Source organism: Acidovorax sp. Root219, from assembly GCF_001428665.1.
Classification (GTDB): Bacteria; Pseudomonadota; Gammaproteobacteria; order Burkholderiales; family Burkholderiaceae_C; genus Acidovorax.
On record NZ_LMIJ01000043.1, the window covers coordinates 1 to 12,781 of the forward strand.

Here is a 12,781-nt window from a genome sequence, read left to right on the forward strand (position 1 = left end):
TGAAAAATGGACCGCTGTGGCCGATTTGCAGCCGACGATTTCCAAGTCCGACAGGCTCCTATGCATGCAGAGGCTGCCGGTGTCGTCATCGTGCTGGCCCTCGCGATCGAGGTAGTTGTCTCTGCCATCACGGGCAAAAAGGGCAACGCGACCGAGCGCTGAACGTGGGTGTCGGGCCCGCAGCGGTCGTTGAAAATGCAGATCCCCCAAGGAGCCGATTTGGACAGTTCGATTTTGGAGCGTTTGCTGGCCCCCTCGTTGCTGGGGGAGCACATGGCCCGGCACCAGGATTCCAGCGGTGCATCGCTGCTCAGCGCCGTGCCCTATCGCATCGGTGCTTCGGGCTACCTTTCCGATCTGACCGGAGTGACCTTGGCATGGAGCCACCCCACAGGCGCCCCGACGCGGGCTGTGTTGAAGGTGTCACACCCCGGGTTTGGGCAGCCGGAGCTGCCGTTCTACGAGACCATCGCCAGGCAGCTGAACAGCCCGGTCATCCCCCGGTTTTACGCCGGGGGCGTGGACGAACCCACGGGCCGCACCTGGCTGCTGATGGAGGACCTGTCGGAGTCGCACCAGCAGCCCAGCGACGAGCCCTTGCCGCCCACGTTCGAACGCTGCACCCTCATTGTCGAAGCGCTGGCGCGGTTCCATGCCATTGGCTGGACCGGTGGCGATCAGGGCACCGTGCCTGGCATGGGCCCCACGCTCTGGAGCCGGCTTCAGGCATCGGAATGGCTGCCAGGCGCCTGCGAGCGCCTGTTTGCGCAGGCCGGCGATGCGCTGGATGAGCGCACGCGGGATACCTACGCGCAGTTCCTGCCCGGGCTGCCAGCGCTCATCGAGCGGGCCAACCAATTCCAGCACAAGACCCTGGTCCACGGCGATGCCCACGTCTGGAACTGGATGGTTCCACGCGACAGCGCAACCGGGGTCGCCAAGCTCATCGACTGGGATGGCTGGCATGTGGGCACCGGTGTCTGGGACCTGGCCTACATGATGGCCCTGCAGTGGGACCGCGCCGTGCGCCAGCGCTTTGAAATGCCGCTGCTCGACCGCTACCACGCAGTGCTCACCGCCCAAGGGGTGGCGGGCTATTCGCGCTCGGCGTTTCAGCAGGACTATCGCCTGGCGGTGCTGCTGCACCTGCGCACACCAATGGCGAGGTTTGCGCGGGGCATGTCGGCCTTCGTCTGGTGGCCCCAGCTCACCCGGGTGGCGCATGCGGTGGAGGATCTGGGCTGCCTGGATTTGCTGGAGTGAGTGACTGAATGACTGAATCAATCGGCGGGCCCAATGGCGAAGGGCGTTGCTGAGTTGGGGTTGAAGCAGCCACTGCTGCAGTGGCAACTACAGGCCGGGAGCCGCTGTCGGCGTTTGGGAAAGCAGCCACTCTACGGTATCAGCCGATCACAATGGTTTGCCTGCAAATGCCAGCTGCACGTCTCCGGGCATCAAACTCTTGATGCGATAGTGCTGGCGCTGGGCGGTCTCAAGCTCCAAGCGCAACACTCCCCTGACTTGTGGAGAAGCGCTGTATGACAAGCGAATACGAGTACTTGAGTGCAGAAGAGCACGGAGCCATCATGGCCAGGAAGCAGCAAGACTGCAGCACGAGGCAGACTTCCGCACGCATACACAAACCCATCTGCCACCAACCCAACGGCTCCACCACCGTGCCATCCCCGCGCGTGATCGCAGCGACATCCCGTGGGTAGAGAATCCCCGGCCAGCGCCCTACCCTCCCGCCCCGGCACCCAGGCGCGCAGGCGCCGACCAATCAAATGATCACTCACCGAACCACCGGCGCATCAGGCAACTCGTTGGCGTAAGCGGTGCCTGTGCCCAGCCTGGGGAAATGCGCCGCCTGCCTGGCCGACACCGCGTCCACCGCCTGCGCCAGGCCTTCTTCGTAGCGGCCTTCGCGCAGGTGCACCGCCAGTTGGGACACCAGCGCCTGCCACTCGCCCGGCGCCACGCTGCGCGCCAGGCCACGGTCGGCAACGATCTCGATGGCGTGCTCGGGCACCAGCAGGTAGATCAGCACGCCGTTGTTGTGTTCGGTGTCCCACACGCGCAGCTTGCTGAACAGCATGAGCGCACGTTCGCGGGCGGTGGCGCCGCGGTGCAGGTAGCTCCAGGGCAGCGCGCCTTCGGCGCAGATGCGGATCTGCCCGGTGTGCAGCTGTTCGCTGGCCGCCACGCGCGCCGACAGCCGGGCCAGTGCGTCGTCGGGCAGGGCCCGGCGCACATCGCCCTCCTGCCAGCGGTGCATGGCCAGGCGCCGCAACGCGCGCAAGGACCGGGAAAGGGACAGGGCCATGGCTACCACCCCCCGGAGGCACCGCCCCCGCCGAAGTTGCCACCGCCGCCCGAGCTGAAGCCGCCGCCCGATCCACCGCGCGAGCCGCCGCCACCTCCGAAGCCGCCACCGCCAAGACCTCCAAGGCCTCCAAGCCCACCGAGTCCACCGCCCCAGGGGCCGCCGGAGCCGCCCTGTCGCATGGTGGTGCGCCGGCCTGCGCCGGCCAGCAGCGTGAACAGCAGACCCGCCACACCGGCCAGCCCGGCCAGCAGCGCGCTGGACGTGAGCACAAAGGCGCCCACGCCCGCCGCACCGCCCGTGACGACCGAGCCGAATGCGCTGCCGAACATCGAGCGCGCAATCGGCCCGCCGACCAGCACGCCCATCACCAGCACCATGGCGGCCTCGCCCCAGCCAAAGCCCGAACCGATGCCTTGGCCCGGCGCTTGCTGTGACTGTGGCGCTGAAGGTTCAGGCAGCGGCTCGCGCGCAATCAGGGCACCCAATTGCGTGACAGCAGCCTGCAGCCCGCCAGCAAAGTCACCCGCGCGAAAGCGCGGTTGCAGGGTGCCGTCGATGATGCGCGCCGCCGCGATGTCGGGGATGGCGCCTTCGAGCGCCTTGGCCACTTCGATGCGCATCTTGCGGTCGTCCTTGGCCACCAGCACCAGCACACCGTCGCCCACGTCGCGGCGCCCGATCTTCCACTGGTTGGCCACGCGGTTGGCGTAGGCGGCAATGTCCTCGGGCGCGGTGGTGGGCACCATCAGCAACACCACCTGGCTGCCCTGGCCGGTCTCCAGCGCGGCCAGTTGCGCTTCGAGGGCCTGGTGCTGCGCGGGGCTGAGCGTGCCTGTGCCATCCACCACATGACCGGTGAGGGCCGGCACGGGCTGTACTGGCGACTGGGCCCCGGCGCAGAGCGCCCCCAGCAGCAGCGTGGCGGCGACGGCAAGGCGACGCCAGAAGGGCTTGGCGTGCGGCATGGGCCCGCAGCTCACGGCTTCTTGGGGGTGGTGGAGAAGTCCACCGTGGGCGGGGTCGAGATCTGGGCCTCGTTGGGCACGGCCATCGGCGGCTTGGGGGCGTAGCTGAACACCTTGGCCGTGATGTTGGTGGGAAAGCTGCGCGCCAGGGTGTTGTACTGCTGCACGGTGTCGATGTAGCGGTTGCGCGCCACGGCGATGCGGTTCTCGGTGCCCTCCAGCGTCACACGCAGGTCGCGAAAGCCCTGGTTCGCCTGCAAGGTAGGGTAGCGCTCGGACACCGCGATCAAGCGCGACAGCGCACTCGACAGCTCGCCCTGCGCCGCCTGGAACTTGCGCATGGCCTCGGGGTCGTTGAGGGTCTCGGGTGTCACCTGTATCGCGGTGGCCTGGGCGCGCGCCTGCACCACGCGGGTCAGCGTCTCCTGCTCGAAATTGGCCTCGCCCTTCACGCTGGCCACGATGTTGGGCACCAGCTCTGCGCGGCGCTGGTACTGGTTGAGCACCTCGCTCCACGCGGCCTTGGACTGCTCGTCCAGGCGCTGAAAGTCGTTGTAGCCGCAGCCCGTGAGTGCCAGGGCGGCAACCAGGGTGGCAAGGATGGCAGTGAAGCGTTGGATCATGTTCGTAGGCCGTGGGCAAGACAGCGCCCGGCGGCGAATCGAACATAGGCCATTCTCACGCGGCGGCGTGTAGGAGCGGGGCTATTCCCAGCCCTGTGGACACCACAGCGACATCACGTGCTGCACCTCGACCTGAACTTGTGCGCGAACGACATCGCCTTGTCCATGGCGCGGGCCTTGGAGCGGCTAGCCCATCACCGCCTGAAGTCATCCCACGCCGGCACCAGCGAAACAACGGCCAGCAGCACCGCGACCGGGATCGTGAAGCCGTAGCCGAACGCCTTGAACCCGAAGGCACCCGATATGCCGCCCAGCAGAAATGCAAGGAACAGCCCGCCCAGCACCTTCATGCGGTCGCGGTCTGCACGCACCGGGTTTGCGGCGCTGCGGTCGGCGTTCCAGTACAGCAGCTTGCCCAGCTCGATGCCCAGGTCGGTCACGATGCCGGTCATGTGCGTGGTGCGGATCACGGCGCCCGACAGCTTGGTCACCACCGCATTCTGCAGGCCCATGATGAAGCACAGCAGCACCACCGTGAAGGGCAGCAGCAGCCCCTCGAACGACGCCAGGCGGGCCCCGAGCAGGCCGAAGCAAAGGATGAGCACCGACTCCAGCAACAAGGGAAGGGCGTACTCGCTCGCCATCGCCTTGCGCCGGGCAAAGTTGACCAGAATGGCGCAGCACATCGCACCGAGCAGAAACGACAGCACGGCCACGATGCCATCCACCACCAGCCCGAGCTGGCCCAGCGCCAGGTTGTCGGCCACCGCCGACACCATTCCGGTGACGTGCGAGGTGTACTGCTGCACCGCCAGAAAGCCCCCGGCATTGATGGCCCCGGCCACAAAGGCCAGGAACCAGCCCAGCTGGCGGTTGGACGCCGCAGTGCGGTGGCTGCCCACCAGAAATCGGGCGTAGTTGGTCGGCATCAGCTCCTGTGTCCTTCTGCATAAAACCATGCTTGGCGGTATTCGATTGGAACACCTCCGGGGCAGGAGCAATCGGGCGGGCTGGCTGGCACTGAATCACTCAGGCATTCAGCGCCTGCGGGGCCTCAGGGGGCGGGCCCCCTGCCCTGCTGGCGGGCAACAATCTCTTCCTCGACATCCGGCAGCCGCTCCTTGCCGAAGAAGAGTGCATCGCCGACCAGAAAGCTGGGCGACCCAAAGGCACCGGCATCGCATGCGCGCTGGGTGTTGGCCATCAGTTGCGCCTTGACGGCCGGGTCTTGCGAGGCGGCCAGCAGGGCCGCCACGTCCAGGTGAGCGGCGCCGAGCACCTGTGCGATCTCGGCGTCGTCGGCCATGTTGCGCCCGTGCTCCCACATCGCCGCATACACCGCCTCCACGTAGGCGGGCAGCACGCCCAGCTGCTGCGCCGCGCACGCGCCGCGCATGATCTTCAGGGTGTTCACCGGGAAGTGCGGGTTGTGCCGATACGCCTGCAGCCCATGCCGCGCCCTGAACCGCTCCATCTCCAGCCGGTCGTAGGCCAGCTTGTGGGGAATGTGGGCGAACGCCTCTGCGGGGGAGCGGTTGTTGGTGAGCTTGAAAAGCCCGCCCAGCAGCACGGGGACGTACACGAACCGCGTGCCGGTGCGCTGCTCGATGGCGGGCAGCACCTTGTGGCACAGGTAGGCATTGGGGCTGCCAAAATCGAACAGGAACTCGGGTTGGACAGCCACCATCACCACTTCTCCCCAAACGGACGCAGGTCCATCTCATGGGTCCAGGCATCGCGCGGCTGCAGGTGCAGGTCCCAGTAGGTCTGGGCAATGGACTCGGGCCGCATGAGCTGGTCGGGCTCGAAGGTATCGGTGCCATCGCGCTCCTTGCGCCGGGCACGCACCCACTCGGTGTCCACGCCGGCATCGATCACGAGGTGGGCCACGTGGATGTTGGCAGGCCCCAGTTCACGCGCAGCGCTTTGCGCCACCGCGCGCAGGCCAAACTTCGCGGCAGCGAACGCGGCATACCCGGGCCCGCCACGCAAGCCGGCGGTGGCCCCGGTCAGCAAAATGCACCCCTCCTTGCGCGGGAGCATGAGGCGCGCCGCCTCGCGCGTGCTCAGAAAGCCTGCGTAGCAGGCCATCTCCCAGACCTTGCGGAACACCCGCTCGGTGGTGTCGACCAGCGGGTAGTTCACGTTCGCGCCCACGTTGAAAACGCACACCGCCAGCGGCGCAATCTGTTCGGCCTCGGCCAGGAAGGCGGTGACGTCCTCTTCCTTGCGGGCATCCAGAGACCTACCGATGCACCGGCCTCCCTGGGCAGCAATCTCCTCCACCAGCGGCGCCAGCTTGTCGCCATTGCGCCGGCCGGCCACCACGGTGTAGCCGCCGGCGGCAAAGCGGCGCACGATGGCCGCGCCGATGTAGTCGCCCGCGCCGATCACGGCGACCGTCTTGTTCCTCGCAACGACGGGTTGGGGTTCATTGCCCATGGCATGCCTCCTTGGTGGGTCGGTGTTGGCGCAGCTTGGTTGCAGCGGCGGCGGCCGGGATCGCTGCGTGTGCAAGGCGCGCGCAGGCCAGGGGATCGGAATCTGTGATGTGCATCGGGTCTCCTTGTCCGTTTATTTTTTGAACTCACAAAAATAGTACGTTTGAAAACTGAACCCGTCAACCGTAGAATGCCCGACATGAAGTGGACAGAACTGGAGGCCGAGCCCTGCTCGGTGGCGCGAACCGTATCGGTGATCGGCGACCGCTGGACGCTGCTCGTGCTGCGCGAGTGCTTTCTCGGGGTGAAGCGCTTCGAGGAGTTTCAGGAGCGGCTGGCCATATCGCGGCCCATGCTGGTGGACCGGCTGCACAAGCTGGTCGAGGCTAAGGTCCTGAAAAAAGTGGCCTACCAGCAAACGCCCACGCGCTACGACTACCGCCTCACGCCCAAGGGCCTGGACCTTCACCCGGTGCTGATGGCCATCGTCCACTGGGGCGACATCCACATGGCAGGCAAGGCCGGCCGCCCCCTGCTGCATCGGCACTCGGGGTGCGGGCACCTGTTTGATCCTGTGACCGTGTGCTCCGAGTGCAGGGCCGCGCTGTCTGCGCGCGAGGTCACGGTGGAGGCCGGCCCCGGCGCGCAGGACGCGGGCCACACGCACCGCTGACAAGATCGAACGCCTGCTGGCTGGCACTGGCTTCGCTGGCGCGGGAACGTGCGGCACGCAGACATTTTTTTCGACCCTCAGGATGGCGCCGGAAAGCTCGGGCGGGATGCGTTTTTCGCCTGCAAGTGCGTTCGATCACAGACACCCGACGAACGCTCTGCTGCAATGGTACGGGTCACAAAGCTGCGTGCCCGGCCACCACAAATCGTTACGGCATTTGCGGGTGACCCCACCTAGAGTTGCGGCCTTGCGCACAAGAACACCTGTCCATTTTTGAGGGAGCTTCGTCCATGCCAGTCATTTCACTGCACCATCGATCACTGCAACGCGTCGGCCTGCTGGTCGCATTGGTGGTCCCCCTGCTCACCGCCTGCGGCGGCGGCTCCGATGACCCGGTCGAGCCACCCGCTCCACCGCCGCCAGCCACTGGCCAGGCTACCCCCGCCAGCACCACGCGCCTGAGCGTGACGGTGGGGGGGCTGGCCCTGGCACCTTCGGGTGAAGTGGTCATTGCAGATACCGGCAACAAGCTGATCCGCAAACTAACCGCCAACTACCAGCAAGTCAGCACCCTGGCGTCTGCCGAGACGGACGCGCGGATCTCCAACCCCGCTGGCGTGGCCGTGGACGCGGCCGGCAACACCTATGTGGCGGACTCCGGAACCCACCTGGTGCTCAAGATCAGCGCCACAGGGGCCGTCACAACCCTGGCAGGCCAGGCAGGGGTATGCGGCATCCAGGATGGCGTGGGCACCGCGGCCACGCTGTGCAGCCCCTCCAGCGTCGCCGTGGACAAGGCGGGCACGGTGTATGTGTCGCAGAGAAGTGGTCCCACCAACCCCTCCGGCCCCAACACGTCAGGTCGCATCCGCAAGATCACGGCGGACGGCACCGTGAGTACCTTCGTCAGCGCGACCAGCCAATACCTGCAGCAGGCTTTCAACGAAGGCCCCTATCTGTACTCCTCTAACGTACTGCTGGCAACCGATTCTGAGGGAACCCTCTACGCAGCAGACCCCAACGACCATGTGATCCGCAAGTACGCCGCCAACGGCGCTGCCACCGTGGTGTCAGGCACCGCAGGGATCGACAGAAGCGTCGTGGACGGTGCGGCCTCTGTCGCAAGGTTTGCCAGCGCCCAGGCCATCACGTTTGACCGGCTGGATCGCCTGTACGTTCAGGACCGCGATTCCCGCAATCAGGATATTTCCATCCGCCGTGTTGCCAGCGATGGAAGCGTCACCACGCTGGTCCGTACCCCGTTGCCTTGCGGCGCCACGAACTCTGGGCCTGGTAGCCTGTGCAGTGCACGCAACATGGTGGCCGCGGCCGATGGCCAGTTGCTGGTGGCCGAATACGGTGGGGTCGGCACCCCCGATGTCCACATGCAGTTGCGCAGCTACCCCCCGCAGGGCAATACGTCCACCGTGGTCATCGGAGGAGGGCTGTGACGCGCGCCGTGCCTCAGCGGCGCATGCAACCGCCTCAACACATGAGGACAGGGCTTTGAACACCATGCGCCGTTTGCTTGCAGCCGGGATGGCCGCCGCCATGGGCTTGAGGGTGGCTTCGGCCCAGAAGGCCGACGCGGGCCCGCCCGGCGGCAAGGCTGCAGTACCGGCGGGCGAACCGGCGGTGCAGCCGCGCCACGTTCTGTGCTTCCTCGGTAAAAGTGCCAACCAGTCGCAGCTCAAGCAAGCCGTGACGGGTGCAGTGCGTGAGTTCGCGACCGGGTTCAGTGTGGACGATACCTATTCCACGCCCGAGCCTGACGAGCGCATGCCGAAGTCTTTCGCAGTGAGCCGTGATCGGGTTGCAGCCAACGCGTGGAGCGCGGCGGACGAAAAGTCCGTCGCCAGCCACCGGTCCGTGCTCTATGTGCTGGGGCCGCGCATGAACCGGCAGAATGCCGTCCAGGTCTCCATGGGCGCACTGCTGCTGGTGGGCCACCTGATCGATGCCGGGGCCGTCGCCGTGAAGGGCGAGAGCGCCGGCATCGCGCACGGGCTCGATCGGTGGAAGGCGCTTGTCCGCCAGGGCTCCGAGGCCATCAAGGCCGATGACCTGCAGGCACAGCGCCGCATTGGCCGGCTTGCATTCGCCAAGCGCCCGCTGTCGGATGCGGGCTACCTGGAGAGTGTCGGCTTTCACCTGGTCGGCTTGCCAGAGGTGTACGTGCCGCAGTCGCTGGGAACGGAGCTGCAAGGGGTGGCTCTGATGGATGCCGTGGCCGACGAGATGGCGCAGCGCGGCGTTGCAGAGGTGGTCAAGCAGCGCCGCGCTACTCTTGCATTCGCTTCATCGTACGAGGATGACGATTTCAAGTTCAACCCCTATGGAATCGTCAGGCTGGCCCGATAGCGTGGCAAGTGCATGCTGACCCTTTGGGTTACGCTGGCACTCTGCCCCACCACACAGGGCGCAACGAGGAGCGCAAGCAGGTGAACCGCATCGACCAAGAGACCGCAGAACGCCTGGGCTTCCCCAAGCAGCACTACATGGCCATCGAACGCGAACGGCGCTGGCTGTGCAGCGAGGTGCCGCGCGAACGCATTCACCGCACGGAGGCGATCACCGACCTCTATGTGACCGGCGCGCGGCTGCGGTTGCGGGAGGCGCGCCCGGTCGGCGGTGGTGCCCCCATGCTGCGGCTTACGCGCAAGGGGGACGTGGACATCCACACCCGGCTGATCACCTCCATCTACCTGCCCGAGGAAGAATTTGCCGTGCTCGCCACCTCCCTGCCGGGGCGCCGCATCAGAAAGCTGCGGCACCGGCTCGTGCCGGTGGACGGCGTCTTCATGGTCGTCGACGAGTTCCTGGGCGAACTCGCGGGGCTGCTGCTGGCCGAGGCCGAGTTCGACACCCCAGAACAGCTGGCCGCGTTCCCGGGGCCGGACTTCGCCACCTGCGAGGTGACCGACGACCCGCGCTTCACCGGGGGCTACCTCGTGAACAACGGCATCCCTGCTTAGCCGCAGGCACGCACCGCACCGACCGCGCCAGTTGCGCCCGCACCTGTTTCGCATCGCGCACAAAGCACATGCGTATTTCGGCCCTGCTGCACATCGGGGTCGGCACCGCGAGCCAAGGTCAGTAAATGGCCGGCGAAACCATCGCGCGTTGAAACGCCCTGCAGCGACAAGTGGGGGATTCAGTGCGCCATGGTTATCTCGGTGGTGGCTGGATGAGAAGGGTGTGGACGACGGGTATCGCCGTAACCGCCTCATGGCACCGCAGGGGGCGGCCCCGAAAAGAGTCGCCCGAAGATCGTACACACCACGGCCGCCGCACGGGCCTGCCCCACCCATCGCCCAGCCTCACCCAAATGGGTGCGCGCGCTACCTTTGTGACACCCGACACAGACGGATCACCGCTGTTCGACAAAGATTGGTTTACCCCCGTTACGTGCGCACAGCACAGCACCGCACCGCTGCGCGCGCTGCACAAGGTGGGCTGTCTTTTTTATCATTTGAACCGAGAGGGTTTCAACCATGCCAGTGACGACTACCACCACCCCGCCCCAATTGCCCAGCCCTTCGCGCGCCCCGCGCCAGCGGCAACAGCCCCCCCGCAGTGGCCGCGCACCTGCGGCCCGCCTGGCGCTGGCGGCACTGCCGCTGGTGCTATTGGTGGCATGTGGTGGCGGTGATGGCGATGCGGAGCCGGTGACCCCGCCGCCCGTCACGCCGCCCGTCACCGGCTACACCGTGGGAGGTACCGTCGCAGGCCTGGGCGAGGGGCGCAACCTGGTACTGCAGGTGCAGGGCGCAGACGACCTGACCGTTGCCTCCAACGGCAGCTTCGTGATGGGGCGCCGCTTCGAGAGGTTCAGCATTGCAGTCGTCACCATTGCCTCGCACCCCGAGGGCCAGCGCTGCAGCGTGGCGCAGCCAAGGCAGGTGGTGAACGAGGCCAATATGACCGACGTGTCCGTGAGCTGCGCGAGCCTGCCCGCTGGCACCCGCAACCTGAGCGGCGTGGTCACGGGCCTGGTGCCGCGCAGCCCGCTGGTGCTGCAGAACAACCAGGGCGACAACCTGACCGTCAAGGCCGATGGGCGCTTTTTCTTCAACACGCCGGTCGCCAGCGGCGCCACCTACGCGGTGCAGGTGCAGACGCAGCCGGCCGGCCAGACCTGCAGCGTGGCCAACGCCAGCGGCACGGTGGGCAGCAGCAGCGACGTGCGCTCTGTGCAGGTCACCTGCACCGGCCTGCCCCTGGCCGCGCCCGAGGGCGCCTGGGCTTCCGAGTATTGCTCCTCGGGCTTCGACGTCAGCACGCGCGAGTATTTGAACATTGTGCGTGAAGGAGATTTGCGTGCAATCGCTACCCAGGGATCGGTAACCAGGTGGGGCCAGTTCTGCAGCCCCGGCAGCGAGGCGTTGACCGGCCAGCCGGCGGTAAGCGTCGCGTTCGACCGCCAGGAAACCCGCGGCGCTCTCACCGCCTTCTGGGGCACGCAGACCAGCAGCACGGGCACCAAACGTGTGGTGTGGGCGCGCAAGGGCCCCTACCTGTGCCTGCTGCCGCGCAAGACGTTCAACCAGCCCGACCCCGTCAAGGACTACCCGACCATCGCCAGTGTGGAGCAGGACACGGACGAGTCCATCCAGGCGAAAGTTTGCTATTTGAAGTCGCCCAACTGAGGCGCCTGGGATAAGGCTCGGCGGGGGCCAGCCCGGCGGGCGCACTCTGCCCGGCAGGTGCCCGCCCGCGGACGCTGTGGCTGCACCTGCGCTTTCCACAGAGCTGCTTGCGCTTCGCTCCCCACCGGTCCACAGCGATCATGGCCACAGCCTGCTACAGCCGGACGTTCGCACACCTCGTTGGCTCGAAGAAGCCACTTCCTTAAAGCAGGAATTCTTCACGTATTGAAGAGCACTCCAATTGGTACAACACGACAACAACATCGACGTCCTGCGGGCCTGCGCCATCCTTTCGGTCGCCCTGCACCACTTCTCGATTTACTCCGGCATTGCGGTGCCGCTGTTCGGTCGGCACGGCGGTGGTATTGGCGTGCAGCTGTTCTTCCTGATCTCGGGCTACCTCATCATCCAGAGCGCCGAGCGCAACAGCCTGGGCGACTATGCCAAAGCACGGTTCTTTCGCATCTTCCCGGTGTACTGGGTCGCCCTGGGGGGCATCGTGCTCATCGAGATGGCGTTGGTGCCGGAGTTCCGCCAGTTGATGCTCAACGAATACCCTCATTTCCTATTGAACCTGCTGAACCTGCAGCAGCTGTCCGTAATGAGCAGCCTGTTTTTGGATCGTGTGCATGTAGGTTGGACACTCACGGTAGAGCTTTTTTGGTATGGCATCGTGGGCATCTTGGCTGTGGTGGCACACCGACTGCGCTGGCGGCATTTCTGGCTCGGTGTGCTGGCCCTCTCCACGCTGCTGTCCATCGGCTGGATCAAGGCGGCCAACGCCGGCGCGCTGGATTTCCTGTACCTTGGCCAAGCACGTAGCGTGGGCGTGGAGTTCTCACCTGCGCTGCAGCTCGCGCTGATCAAGTCCAACATCGTGGGCTATCTGTACTTCTTCGTGCTGGGCACGGTGATCTACCGGTACGAGCGGGTGCTCCGGCGCATCCCCAGCGGCATCCTGTGGCCTGCAACGCTGCTGCTTATCGTGCTGTGGTCACCGTGGCAGGGGTTCGTTGGCTTTGCGCCGCAGCCACTCGCCGCAGTGGGCTTGGCGGGCGTTTTCATCCTATTTCTCAAGCTGCCGCCTGTTCAGGACGCGCTGGT

At 66.2% G+C, this 12,781-nt stretch carries 13 protein-coding genes; 7 read left to right on the forward strand and 6 right to left on the reverse strand.

Features of this window, described 5'->3' with window-relative positions; genetic code table 11:
* The first annotated feature begins 219 nt into the window (after nt 1–219).
* The gene (locus ASE28_RS27730; protein ID WP_162262286.1) at nt 220–1,263 is read left to right on the forward strand and encodes a phosphotransferase; all 1,044 of its coding nucleotides are present in this window, start codon (nt 220–222) and stop codon (nt 1,261–1,263) included.
* A 529-nt stretch (nt 1,264–1,792) separates the two neighbouring features.
* Here the strand turns inward: ASE28_RS27730 and ASE28_RS27735 are convergent.
* The 6 genes from ASE28_RS27735 to ASE28_RS27760 form a co-directional block, all read right to left on the reverse strand.
* Nucleotides 1,793–2,323 carry a TPM domain-containing protein gene (locus tag ASE28_RS27735; protein ID WP_057269353.1) on the reverse strand — a complete coding sequence of 177 codons (531 nt, stop codon included), beginning with the start codon at nt 2,321–2,323 and terminating at the stop codon, nt 1,793–1,795.
* A gap of 2 nt (nt 2,324–2,325) precedes the next feature.
* A complete protein-coding gene (locus ASE28_RS27740) occupies nt 2,326–3,291 on the reverse strand; it encodes a YgcG family protein (RefSeq protein ID WP_057269354.1) in 966 nt (321 codons plus the stop codon).
* 11 nt (nt 3,292–3,302) lie between these two features.
* On the reverse strand, nt 3,303–3,914 hold the full coding sequence (locus tag ASE28_RS27745) for a LemA family protein (protein WP_057202837.1): 612 nt from the start codon (nt 3,912–3,914) through the stop codon (nt 3,303–3,305).
* A gap of 194 nt (nt 3,915–4,108) precedes the next feature.
* The gene (locus ASE28_RS27750; protein WP_057202836.1) at nt 4,109–4,843 is read right to left on the reverse strand and encodes a YoaK family protein; all 735 of its coding nucleotides are present in this window, start codon (nt 4,841–4,843) and stop codon (nt 4,109–4,111) included.
* Between the two features lie 125 nt (nt 4,844–4,968).
* Nucleotides 4,969–5,601 carry a 2-hydroxychromene-2-carboxylate isomerase gene (locus ASE28_RS27755; RefSeq protein ID WP_057269350.1) on the reverse strand — a complete coding sequence of 211 codons (633 nt, stop codon included), beginning with the start codon at nt 5,599–5,601 and terminating at the stop codon, nt 4,969–4,971.
* The gene (locus ASE28_RS27760) at nt 5,601–6,356 is read right to left on the reverse strand and encodes an SDR family NAD(P)-dependent oxidoreductase (protein WP_057269351.1); all 756 of its coding nucleotides are present in this window, start codon (nt 6,354–6,356) and stop codon (nt 5,601–5,603) included. The genes ASE28_RS27755 and ASE28_RS27760 overlap by 1 nt, the downstream gene beginning before the upstream one ends.
* Nucleotides 6,357–6,554: 198 nt before the next feature.
* On the opposite strand from ASE28_RS27760, the gene ASE28_RS27765 reads away from it, so the two are divergent.
* The 6 genes from ASE28_RS27765 to ASE28_RS27790 form a co-directional block, all read left to right on the forward strand.
* On the forward strand, nt 6,555–7,028 hold the full coding sequence (locus ASE28_RS27765) for a helix-turn-helix domain-containing protein (RefSeq protein WP_057269355.1): 474 nt from the start codon (nt 6,555–6,557) through the stop codon (nt 7,026–7,028).
* A 290-nt stretch (nt 7,029–7,318) separates the two neighbouring features.
* The gene (locus ASE28_RS27770) at nt 7,319–8,479 is read left to right on the forward strand and encodes a hypothetical protein (RefSeq protein ID WP_157422162.1); all 1,161 of its coding nucleotides are present in this window, start codon (nt 7,319–7,321) and stop codon (nt 8,477–8,479) included.
* A gap of 64 nt (nt 8,480–8,543) precedes the next feature.
* Nucleotides 8,544–9,389 carry a hypothetical protein gene (locus ASE28_RS27775; protein WP_235514566.1) on the forward strand — a complete coding sequence of 282 codons (846 nt, stop codon included), beginning with the start codon at nt 8,544–8,546 and terminating at the stop codon, nt 9,387–9,389.
* 80 nt (nt 9,390–9,469) lie between these two features.
* Nucleotides 9,470–10,003 carry a hypothetical protein gene (locus ASE28_RS27780; protein ID WP_157412522.1) on the forward strand — a complete coding sequence of 178 codons (534 nt, stop codon included), beginning with the start codon at nt 9,470–9,472 and terminating at the stop codon, nt 10,001–10,003.
* A 519-nt stretch (nt 10,004–10,522) separates the two neighbouring features.
* Nucleotides 10,523–11,677 carry a hypothetical protein gene (locus ASE28_RS27785; RefSeq protein ID WP_157412521.1) on the forward strand — a complete coding sequence of 385 codons (1,155 nt, stop codon included), beginning with the start codon at nt 10,523–10,525 and terminating at the stop codon, nt 11,675–11,677.
* 241 nt (nt 11,678–11,918) lie between these two features.
* On the forward strand, nt 11,919–12,781 hold an 863-nt coding region (locus ASE28_RS27790), incomplete at its 3' end, for an acyltransferase (RefSeq protein ID WP_082608291.1).

Excerpts from the sequence above, each read along its gene's own strand:
- ASE28_RS27745 (WP_057202837.1), bottom strand. The coding sequence starts at position 3,914 with ATGATCCAACGCTTCACTGCCATCCTTGCCACCCTGGTTGCCGCCCTG.
- ASE28_RS27770 (WP_157422162.1), top strand. The coding sequence starts at position 7,319 with ATGCCAGTCATTTCACTGCACCATCGATCACTGCAACGCGTCGGCCTG.
- ASE28_RS27785 (WP_157412521.1), top strand. The coding sequence starts at position 10,523 with ATGCCAGTGACGACTACCACCACCCCGCCCCAATTGCCCAGCCCTTCG.
- ASE28_RS27735 (WP_057269353.1), bottom strand. The coding sequence starts at position 2,323 with ATGGCCCTGTCCCTTTCCCGGTCCTTGCGCGCGTTGCGGCGCCTGGCC.
- ASE28_RS27740 (WP_057269354.1), bottom strand. The coding sequence starts at position 3,291 with ATGCCGCACGCCAAGCCCTTCTGGCGTCGCCTTGCCGTCGCCGCCACG.
- ASE28_RS27755 (WP_057269350.1), bottom strand. The coding sequence starts at position 5,601 with ATGGTGGCTGTCCAACCCGAGTTCCTGTTCGATTTTGGCAGCCCCAAT.
- ASE28_RS27775 (WP_235514566.1), top strand. The coding sequence starts at position 8,544 with ATGCGCCGTTTGCTTGCAGCCGGGATGGCCGCCGCCATGGGCTTGAGG.
- ASE28_RS27760 (WP_057269351.1), bottom strand. The coding sequence starts at position 6,356 with ATGGGCAATGAACCCCAACCCGTCGTTGCGAGGAACAAGACGGTCGCC.
- ASE28_RS27765 (WP_057269355.1), top strand. The coding sequence starts at position 6,555 with ATGAAGTGGACAGAACTGGAGGCCGAGCCCTGCTCGGTGGCGCGAACC.
- ASE28_RS27750 (WP_057202836.1), bottom strand. The coding sequence starts at position 4,843 with ATGCCGACCAACTACGCCCGATTTCTGGTGGGCAGCCACCGCACTGCG.